General features: G+C 66.1%; 7 protein-coding genes. 3 read left to right on the plus strand and 4 right to left on the minus strand.

Annotation, left to right across the window (positions count from 1 at the left end; translation table 11 throughout):
• Positions 1–3: 3 nt before the first annotated feature.
• The 4 genes from VW23_RS25330 to VW23_RS25345 form a co-directional block, all read right to left on the minus strand.
• Positions 4–1,260, minus strand: a complete 1,257-nt coding sequence (locus VW23_RS25330) for an O-antigen ligase family protein (protein ID WP_141728496.1) — start codon at positions 1,258–1,260, stop codon at positions 4–6.
• Between the two features lie 158 nt (positions 1,261–1,418).
• Positions 1,419–2,936 (minus strand): undecaprenyl-phosphate glucose phosphotransferase, encoded by a 1,518-nt coding sequence (locus VW23_RS25335; protein WP_069912258.1) that lies wholly within the window; start codon positions 2,934–2,936, stop codon positions 1,419–1,421.
• A gap of 36 nt (positions 2,937–2,972) precedes the next feature.
• Positions 2,973–4,148: a glycosyltransferase gene (locus tag VW23_RS25340; protein ID WP_069912259.1), complete on the minus strand. Its 1,176-nt coding sequence runs from the start codon at positions 4,146–4,148 to the stop codon at positions 2,973–2,975.
• Between the two features lie 36 nt (positions 4,149–4,184).
• The gene (locus VW23_RS25345) at positions 4,185–4,739 is read right to left on the minus strand and encodes a polysaccharide biosynthesis/export family protein (protein ID WP_069912260.1); all 555 of its coding nucleotides are present in this window, start codon (positions 4,737–4,739) and stop codon (positions 4,185–4,187) included.
• 159 nt (positions 4,740–4,898) lie between these two features.
• Here VW23_RS25345 and VW23_RS25350 point away from each other — a divergent pair, with 159 nt between their 5' ends.
• From VW23_RS25350 to VW23_RS25360, 3 genes are read left to right on the plus strand one after another with little or no spacing between them, the layout of a single operon-like run.
• Entirely contained in the window at positions 4,899–6,995 is a 2,097-nt protein-coding gene (locus tag VW23_RS25350; RefSeq protein ID WP_069912261.1) for a GumC family protein, read from the plus strand.
• A gap of 4 nt (positions 6,996–6,999) precedes the next feature.
• A complete protein-coding gene (locus VW23_RS25355; RefSeq protein WP_069912262.1) occupies positions 7,000–8,034 on the plus strand; it encodes a polysaccharide deacetylase family protein in 1,035 nt (344 codons plus the stop codon).
• A 47-nt stretch (positions 8,035–8,081) separates the two neighbouring features.
• Positions 8,082–9,368, plus strand: a complete 1,287-nt coding sequence (locus VW23_RS25360; RefSeq protein ID WP_069912263.1) for a UDP-N-acetylglucosamine 1-carboxyvinyltransferase — start codon at positions 8,082–8,084, stop codon at positions 9,366–9,368.
• The last annotated feature ends 46 nt before the right edge of the window (positions 9,369–9,414 follow it).

A 9,414-nucleotide genomic window follows, 5' to 3' on the forward strand; every position in this document is an offset into this window, starting at 1 on the left:
GGCTCACGGGACCGGCGAGGCAACCCGCTTGTCGATCCGACCGTAGGCGGCGGTGACGCCCCAGATCAGCCCGGCGACAAGGAAGAAGTGCCGCCAGTGGTCGATATCGATGATCGCCGCCTCGCCGGCGAGCGGCACGAACACCGCGACCAGCGGGATCAGCAGTAGCCGGTTGGGACCGGGCCGGGCGATGAAGGTGGCGCTGCGCCAGAGCGTCACGCCGATGAACAGGATGAAGGCAAACCCGCCACCCCAGCCATAGGCATGCAGCACGTTGACGTAGGTATTGTGAGGCTCTTCCTTGACCCGCAGGTTGCGGAACTCGAGCGGGCCGAGCCCCAACGGATGCTGCAGCGCCAGGTCGAAGGCATAGCCCTGCCGGCCGAAGCGGCCACTCTCGCCGGTGTCGTAGTTCTGCGACTGGGTCCTGAGCTCGATGAACGCGCGGAACTGCGGGATCGACAGAATACCGGCGGCCGCGACGACGAGCAGCATCAGGCCGGTCATGGCGAGCAGCAGCATGCGCACCTTCTGCCGGGCGTGTGCTTCGAGCACGAAGACCAGCACGTAGACGATAGCGCTGGAGATAGCGATGTGGCCCCAGGCAGCCCGCGAGAAGCTGGTGAACACCCCGACGACGAGGACGGCATAGCAGAGCGCCGCCCAGATGGCGCGGCGTGGCGTGCCAAGCAGCACGCGCTGCAGCACGTACATCGCCGGCAGCACCAGGAACGGGCCGAAGACATTCGGATCGTTGAAGAAGGCTTTGGCGCGATCGTAGCGGGTGAAGAGGTCATGCCCGATGCCGAGATAGCCCAGCGTGCCAAGCACCGCCGAGAGCAGGGCGGTGGCGAGGTAGGCGCCGATGATCAGCCGCATCCGGGCCTGCGGCGCGTCGGCGACATAGTTCGCCACCCAATATGAGGTGAAGAACAAAAAGATCGTCACTGCCTGATAGATCAGCGCATCCGGGATGGTGCTGAACTTCACCTGGAACGCCGCGATGATGGCGAACGGCACAAAGCTCGCGAACAGCACCAGCAGCCCCAGCGTCGAGCGGCGCAGCGTGAAGCCGGCGAACATCGAGACCCCGAGCACCGCGAGGAATGCCAGTTCGTACGGCGACGGCTCGGTGATGACGAGGCCACCGGCGAAGATCCAGAGGACGACGAGCGCGTCCAACAGGGTGGTTGCGCGGGCGCGGAGCCAGGTGCTGGCGAGAGTGTGGGAGAGGGGAATGGCTACGGCTGATGCACTCATGTCGCCCCGTCCTCGATGTCATTCCCGCGAAGGCGGGAACCTGGTGCGGAGCTCTCCGGGCCAGTGCGGGCAGAAGCATCCCACTGGGTCCCCGCCTTCGCGGGAATGACGCCGGTGGGTGGGAGATGTCGAGGGGCGAACATGCGGTGCCCCAAACCTCAGAACGCGTTCTTGCGTTGGGTGAACAGCGAGATCGGGGTCAGCGCGACGATCTTCACGTCGAGCCAGAGCGACCAGTTTTCAATGTAGTAGAGGTCGCATTTGACTCGTTGCATGATCTTGTCGACCGTGTCGGTCTCGCCGCGCCAGCCGTGGATCTGGGCCCAGCCGGTCATTCCCGGCTTCACCCGGTGGCGGGCGAAATAGCCTTCCACCGCGTCGTAGTAGAGCTGGTTGTCGGCCTTGGCCGAGAGCGCATGAGGCCGCGGTCCGACGATCGAGAGCTCGCCCAGCAGCACGTTGAACAGCTGCGGCAGCTCGTCGATCGAGGTCTTGCGAATGAACTTACCCACCTTGGTGACGCGCGGATCGTCCCTGGTGACAAGTTTCACTGCATTGGCGTCGAGCATATCGGTCCGCATCGAGCGGAACTTCCACATGTCGATCAGCTGGTTGTTGAAGCCGTGCCGCTTCTGGCGAAAGAACACCGGCCCCTTGCTCTCGAGCTTGATGGCGATCGCGGTGGCGACCATCACCGGCGAGAGCAGAATCAGTGCTGTCACTGCGACCAGTTTGTCGAACAGCCACTTGAACACCAGGTTCCAGTCCGAGATCGGCCGGTCGGCCATGTCGAACACCGGCACGCCGCCGACATAGGAATAGGCCTTCGAGGTGAAGCGTAGCTTGCTCATATGGGCCGACAGCCGGATATCGACCGGCAGCACCCAGAGCTGCTTCAGCATGTCGAGTACCCGGTGCTCGGCGAACAGCGGCATCGACACGATCACCAGGTCGATCCGGGTCTGCCGAGCGAATTCGATGAGTTCGGCGACACGGCCGAGCTTGGCGAGGCTGGCGACCGATTCAGGCGAGCGGTCGTCATTGCGGTCGTCGAACAGCCCGAGCAGGTCGATATCGTCGCGCCCGCTGGTCTGGATCGATTCGATCAGCGCCTCGGCGTCCTTGCCGCCACCGACGATGACGGTGCGGCGCTTCAGCTTGCCCTGCCGCGTCCAGCGCATCACCACCTGGTGCAGCGCCATGCGATAGATCACGAGCACGCCGAGCCCGGCAGCCCAGAAGGTGAAGATCCACGGGCGCGACAAGGCATGGCCGCTATCGTAGAGCAGCACCAGCCCGCCGAGCAGCGCGAATGCGGCGGTCCAGCCGAGTGCGGCCTTCCAGAGCTGCGAGATGCCAAGCCGGTAGGCCGCTATGCCGTGCAGTCGCATGAGGCTGATGAACACCTGCGCCACCGCAACGACGCCGAGCGTCGTGACGACGCTGAGCAGCGTATCGCCGCCATTGAGCCCAAACAGCGCCACGCCGACCGCGGTCGACAGGACGATCTCAGCCACCTGCGCCACGCCGGCGACGACTGCCGCCGAGTAGGTCGGGGCGATCGGTTGATCGGCGAGGGCGGCAGCGAGGTCGCTCAGCCGCGGCGGCGCGGCTTTCGCCTTGGGCGGCTGCGCGACGTGCTCGAGGACGGCCTGTTGGGGATCAAGGTGGAACATCGGGGGCTCTTTGCTGGGCTCTTGTTGTGCGGGGCGCTAGGAGGTGAGCGCGGAAGGCGAAGCGATACCGGCGGGTACCCGGGCAGCGAGAGCCTGCCGGTAGAGCGCCTCGATCTGGTCGGCCATATGGGCGATCGAGAAGCCGGAGCGGATGTGTGTGAGGCGCAGTTCGGCCTCGCGGGCCGCGGCAGCCGGGTCGTCTAGCGCGGCCTGCATGGCGCGGCGCAATGCGGCCGCATCGGCCGCCGGGAGCAGGCTCGCGGCGGTGGGGCCGTAGATTTCCTTCACGCCGCCTACGTCGGTCGCAATGACCGGCCGGCCGGCGGCGGCGGCTTCGAGGATCACGTAGGGCAGCGACTCGGCGAGCGACGGCACCAGGGCGACGCGGCCCAGATGCAGTGTCGGCCGGGCAGGCTTGACGCCGACCAGCATCACGCGCTCGGCTAAGCCGAGGCTGGCGATCTGCATCTGGATCGCATCGAGGTCCGGACCACCGCCTGCCATCACCAGCGTGGCCGGGCGGCCATCGGGGGCGCGGACGTCGACCAGCGCATCGAGCAGGAAGGTGATGCCTTTCACCGCGCGGAACTCGCCGATGAAGACGAAATCGGCCGCCTCGGGACCGGGGACGATCGGCTCGAACTCCGACGGCATCAGGCCATTATGGATCACCGGGCCGGGGCAGGAGGGTTTGCCGATCTGCGCGGCATAGGTCCGTTGCGCGAAGGCGCTTTCGAACACGATTGCGTCGGTGGCGCCGAGCAGCGCGCGCTCGATCAGGCGGAACAGCTGGCCGGCCGGCGAGCCGGGTCGATAGTTCAGCACCCCGCCATGCGGCGTGTAGAGCGAAACCCGCTGTCGCGCGCCGATGCGGGCCAGCCGGGCATTGAGCCCGCCCTTGGCGCCGTGGCCGTGCAGCACATCGATCTGCAGCGCGTCGGCGAGACGGCGAACCCGGAGCGGCGTGGTGAGGTCGCGAGCCCCGAAAGTGCGTGGGATCGGTAAGGAGTGGATACCGAGCGGCGCCAGCGGGCGGAGTTTTCCGAGCCGCTCCTCGGTCAGCGCATCGGTGTGGAGGCTGTCGGCGACAATGCCGATCTCGTGGCCGCGCGCCGCCAGCTCGTGCGTCAGGTCGTAGACGTGCCGGAACAACCCGCCGACCGGGGCACGCAGGATCTGGAGGATGCGGAGCGGACGAGATGCGCTGGACATGCCCCAGCGTTAGAGGAGCCGGGGTTTCCGAACCCTTTAGAGCCAGCGCTCCGACACTACGATGGTATCTCCAGGGTAAATGGGGAAGTCGAGGTTGACCGATCCCTTCACCATCTGGTTGCCCTGCCGGCGATAGATCACCGCCTTGCCGCGGTCCGCCGTATCGGAGAATCCGCCCGCCGTACTGATCGCGGCGCGCACCGTCATGCCGTAGACATAGGGGAACTGGCCACCGCTCTTGACTGCGCCCTGGATGAAGAACGGCCGGTAAGTCTCGATTTCGACTGCGACACTCGGCTCACGGATATAGCCTTCGGCCAGTGCCGCGGTGATCGAGGCGGCGGCGAGCTGCGTGGTCTTGCCGCGCACCTTCACCGGCCCGATCAGTGGCAGGGCCACGGCGCCCCCATCATCGACCCGGTAGCTTTTGGAAAGCTCGGCCTCGCCATAGACGCTGACCCGCACCACGTCGCCGGTATCGAGCGTATAGGGCCCCTTCACCTCGACCAGATAGGTCGATGGCTTGCCATTGGTGGCGCAGGCGGCCAGCGGCACGAGCAGCAAAATGAGAAGGAAACGCAGCCAGCGCATGGCTATCCCGAAAAACCCTGATCAGGGTCCCAGTGTCGCGGCGCTATGGTTAACATTCTGCTTAGAAAATTGCCGGTGGGACGTCAGATTGCGAGCCGGCTTAACTGAATGCTTACCACGCTGGCCCCATAGCTCGGAGGTAACAGTGAGGGCGGGCGAGTGAGTTCGGATTTCGAGCGCGCCGACGATGTGCGGATGGATGTGAGGGCGCTGATCGCCGCTGTGCTGTCGCGCGGCCTGCGCATCCTGCTCGTCACCGTGCTGCTGCTCGTCGCCTCGGCCGCGGTCCTGCTGTTCATTCCCAAAAGCTACGAATCGTCGGCGAGCCTGTTGGTCGAGCCGCGCAGCAACATCTACACGCGCGCCGCCATGGACATGAGCTCGAGCGCCAATGCGGTGAATACAGAAGCGCTGATGTCGAGCCAGATCGAGCTGATCAAGTCGCGCGACCTGCTGCTCGAAGTGGTCGATGCGGAGAACCTCCGCTCCGTGCCGGAATTCTCCAATGCCGGTTTTTCGCCCATCGGCTTCGTGCTGCGCCTGATCGGGCGCGGGCCGGAGCAGCGCAGCGTCGACGAGACCGTGCTCGCCAACCTCGCCGACCGCATGACGGTGATCCGTGAACGCGACTCGGCGGTGATTTCGATCTTTGTGCGCTCGACCGATGCCGAGCTCGCGGCCAAGATCGCCAACGCCATCGCCGCCGCGCATGTGAAGCGCCGCGGCGCGCAGTCGCTGACCGATACCGCCGATGCCACGGTGTGGCTCGAGGAAGAGATCGACAAGCTCCGCCCCAAGGTGAGCGCAGCCGAGACGGCTGTGGCGAACTACAAGGTCGAGAACGACCTCTTCGTCGGCGCCAACAGCATCCCGGTGACCGACCAGCAACTGACCGTGGTCGCCACCCAGATCGCCGAGGCGCAGCAGCGCAAGAACGACGCGCAGGCGCGCTCGCAGGTGATCCGCGGGCTGCTCGGCTCGGGGCAATCGCTCGACGGCATCAACGACGTCCGCAACTCCGTGGTGATCCAGGGGCTGCTCGAAACCAAGGCCAACCTCCAGGCCGAACTGGCGCAGAAGTCGACGACCCTGCTGTCTAACCACCCGACCATCAAGGCGCTGAAGGCGCAGATCGGCGAACTCAACAAGCAGATCACCAGCGAGGCCGACCGGGTGGCGGATTCGCTGGAGGCCGAAGCCAAGGTCGAGGCCGATCTCGAGCAGCGGTTGCGCGATGATCTCACCCGCGCCAAGCTGACGGCCGGCGACGCCACCAAGGGCGGGGTGACGCTCGACAGCCTCGAACGCGAAGCCAAGGCGCAACGCGACCTGCTGGAGAACTATCTCGCCCGCTACTCCGACGCGACCTCGCGCACGGCGTCGAACTCGGCGCTGCCCGATGTCCGCATCGTCAGCGAGGCAGCGCCTTCAGTCGAGCCGGCTTCTCCCAAGATCCCGCTGATCCTCGGCGCCGTCGGCTTTGTGGCGCTGGCGCTGCAGATCGGCGCGATCCTGTTCGGTGAACTGCTGTCGGGCAGGGCGCTGACCGCGCGGACGCATGCGGTCGAGTTGGAGCGGGAAGACCAAGGCTATGACGTCGACGTCGCCCTCGTCGACGACGATGTGGCCGGCAACGATGCGATCGACGACGAGCTCGAGCACGCCGTGGAAACCGGCATCGCCTCACCGCCGAGAGCGGCCCGTGCGGCCGATGACGACCTGGCGCAGCTCTCGGCCGCCGTCACCACGCACCAACTGCGCACCGTGCTGCTGGCGAGCCTCGATGGCGGCCAGGAGACCCTGACGGTGATGGACAGGCTGCTCGAGGATGCGCTGATGAGCGACCTCAGCGCTGTCGTGGTGGATGCCGGAAGTGGTGAGACCAGTGCACTGCCTGGCCTCACTGACCTTGCCGCCGACGGGGCCGACTACGGCGACGTCATGCAGCGCGCCGGCGACAACCTCGCCGAAGTCCCCTGGGGGCGCCTTCCGTCACTCGACCGCCGATCATCGCGCCCGTCGACGCTGATCGAAGCGCTGGCCGACATTTATCACGTAGTGATCGTCGATACCGGCCGGGTCGGTGTCGCTTCCAGCCTGCCGCTGTTCTCCGGCGCTCGGGCGACCGTGGTGCTGGTGACCAGCGAGGATGCGAGCCCAGTGGCGATCGGGGTAGCGCGCCGTGATATCGCGGCGCTCGGCTTTGAGCTCGGTCGCGTCGTCAGCCTTCCCGCCGTCAGGGCGGACGTGGCCTAGGCCTGTGGCAACGCTCAAGTACAGGCTGATCGGCGCCGCCTTCGAACTGTTGTGGGCGAGCGGCGTGACGCACCTGATCCGCAACCGTTCCAAGGCGCGCGGCGTGATCTTCACGCTGCACCGGGTCCTGCCGGACGATCCGGCCGACTTCGCCCCCAACGCCATTCTCCAGGTCAAGCCCGACTTCCTTGCCTTCGCCATTACCCGCGTGCGCGAGCTGGGCTTCGACATCGTCGACATGGACGAGGCGGCGCGCCGCATCGAGGCGGAGACGCCGGGCAAGCCCTTCGTCGTCTTCAGCTTCGACGATGCTTATCGTGACAACCTCAGGTTCGCCCTGCCAGTGCTGCGCCGGCAGCAATGCCCGTTCACCCTCTACGTGCCCACCGCCCTGGTCGACGGCGTCGGAGAGGTATGGTGGCAGGCACTCGAGGACATCATTGCCGGCCAGAACGCGCTGGCTGTCACCTATGCCGGCGAGACCGAATATTACGCCACCGCCAATCTCGAGGAAAAACAGCGAGCCTATGACGCGCTCTACCGCCGGATGCGCACCATGCCCGAGGCCGACCGCGTCAAGCTGATCCGCGATATCGCTGGGCAGTACGGGTTCGATCTGAAGCAGCATTGCCGCGAGCTGATCATGGATTGGACCGAGCTCCGGCACTTCGCCGCCGATCCGCTCTGCACTATTGGCGCCCATACCGTGCACCACTACGAGCTGGCCAAGCTCGGCCCGCTCGATGCTCGCAACGAGATCGAGCAGTCGGTCCGCATTCTCAAGGCGCAGTTCGGCAAGACGCCGCTGCACCTGAGTTACCCGATCGGCGGTACCGCCTCGGCCGGGCCGCGCGAGTTTTCGCTGGCCCGCGAGCTGGGGCTCAGAACGGCCGTGACGACGCGCCCCGGCGGGCTGTATGCTGGGCATCGGCACAGCCTCCATTCGCTGCCGCGGGTGTCCCTCAACGGCCTGTTCCAGTCCAAACGCTATGTCGATGTCTTCGCGACCCCGGCCGTGTTCGCAATGCTGCCCGGTTGATCGCATCCTTCTCATGTCCCTTCTCGTCCTGATTCCCCGGAGCTTTCATGGCTGACCTCATCGTCGATGGCGCTAACCCGGTGTCCGGCACCATCCGTCCGTCCGGCAACAAGAACGCGGTGCTGCCCATGCTCTGCGCCACCCTGCTGACCGACGAAGCTGTGACGCTCACCAACGTTCCCGAGATCAGCGATATCGACAAACTGGTCGAATATTTCCGCTCCAAGGGCTCGCGCGTACAGCGCAGCCTCGAGGCACAGACGCTGACCATCCAGCACGACTTCAAGGCCTTCGCCACGACCGACGCCGAACTGCCGGTGGGTATTCGCGCCGCGGTGCTGCTGCTGGCCCCGGTGCTGCTGCGCAGCGACCACCTGATCTTCGATACCGAGGCCAAGGGCTGCGCGCTTGGCGTGCGCGAGATCGACCCGCACCTCGAGATTCTCGAGCGCTTCGGCGGCACCATTGCCGGCACGCACCCCTATCGCATCGAGCGCCGCAACCAGATCAAGGGCGTCCACCTCTGGCCCGACTACGCCTCGGTCACCGCCACCGAGACTTTCGTGATGATCGCGGCGCTGGCCCACGGCACCTCGACCATGAACAACGCCGCCTCCGAGCCGCATGTGCAGGCACTCTGCGACATGCTGGCAACGATGGGCGCCGATATCGACGGCATCGGCACCTCGCGGCTGACGGTGCGTGGCGTGGGCAAACTCTCCGGCACCACCGCCCGCGTGCCGGACGATCACCATGAGGTCGCAACCTTCCTCGCCATCGGCGCGGTCACCGGTGGCCGGCTGACCGTCGAGACCGATATGGGCCCGCAACTGACGCTGATCCTCCGCCAGTTCGGCAAGCTTGGGCTGGAGTTCGAGGTGGAGGACGGCAAGGTCACCGCCACCGGCTGGACCCGCAAGGTCACCGAGCCGTACACCGCCGAGATGCTGCCCAAGATCGAGGCGGCGCCCTGGCCGTATTTCCCGGCCGACCTGTTGCCGCACGCCATCGGCATCTCCGTCGGCTGCACCGGCGACATCCTGTTCTGGAACAAGGTCTATGAGGGGGCGCTCGGCTGGAGCGCTGAGTTGTTGAAGTTCGGCGCCCGCGTGCACCTCTCCGATCCGCACCGCCTCGTGGTGTTTGGCGGCAACCCGCTGCGCCCGGCAACGGTTGAAGCGCCCTACATCATCCGCGTCGTTGTGGCGCTGCTGCTGGCCGCGATCCAGATCCCCGGCGAGTCGCGCATCAAGAATGCCGACCCGATCCGCCGGGCCTATCCGCATTTCGTCGAGAAGCTGACCAAGCTCGGCGCCAAGGTGCGCTGGGAGTAGGGGCGTCTCTTCTACACCTCACCCGGCCCACGAGACAGATCTCGTG

This window comes from Devosia insulae DS-56 (assembly GCF_000970465.2).
Classification (GTDB): domain Bacteria; phylum Pseudomonadota; class Alphaproteobacteria; order Rhizobiales; family Devosiaceae; genus Devosia_A; species Devosia_A insulae.

What these genes read in the sequence shown, in the direction of transcription:
- VW23_RS25345 (WP_069912260.1), bottom strand. Translation starts at nt 4,739, where the DNA reads ATGCGCTGGCTGCGTTTCCTTCTCATTTTGCTGCTCGTGCCGCTGGCC.
- VW23_RS25360 (WP_069912263.1), top strand. Translation starts at nt 8,082, where the DNA reads ATGGCTGACCTCATCGTCGATGGCGCTAACCCGGTGTCCGGCACCATC.
- VW23_RS25330 (WP_141728496.1), bottom strand. Translation starts at nt 1,260, where the DNA reads ATGAGTGCATCAGCCGTAGCCATTCCCCTCTCCCACACTCTCGCCAGC.
- VW23_RS25335 (WP_069912258.1), bottom strand. Translation starts at nt 2,936, where the DNA reads ATGTTCCACCTTGATCCCCAACAGGCCGTCCTCGAGCACGTCGCGCAG.
- VW23_RS25340 (WP_069912259.1), bottom strand. Translation starts at nt 4,148, where the DNA reads ATGTCCAGCGCATCTCGTCCGCTCCGCATCCTCCAGATCCTGCGTGCC.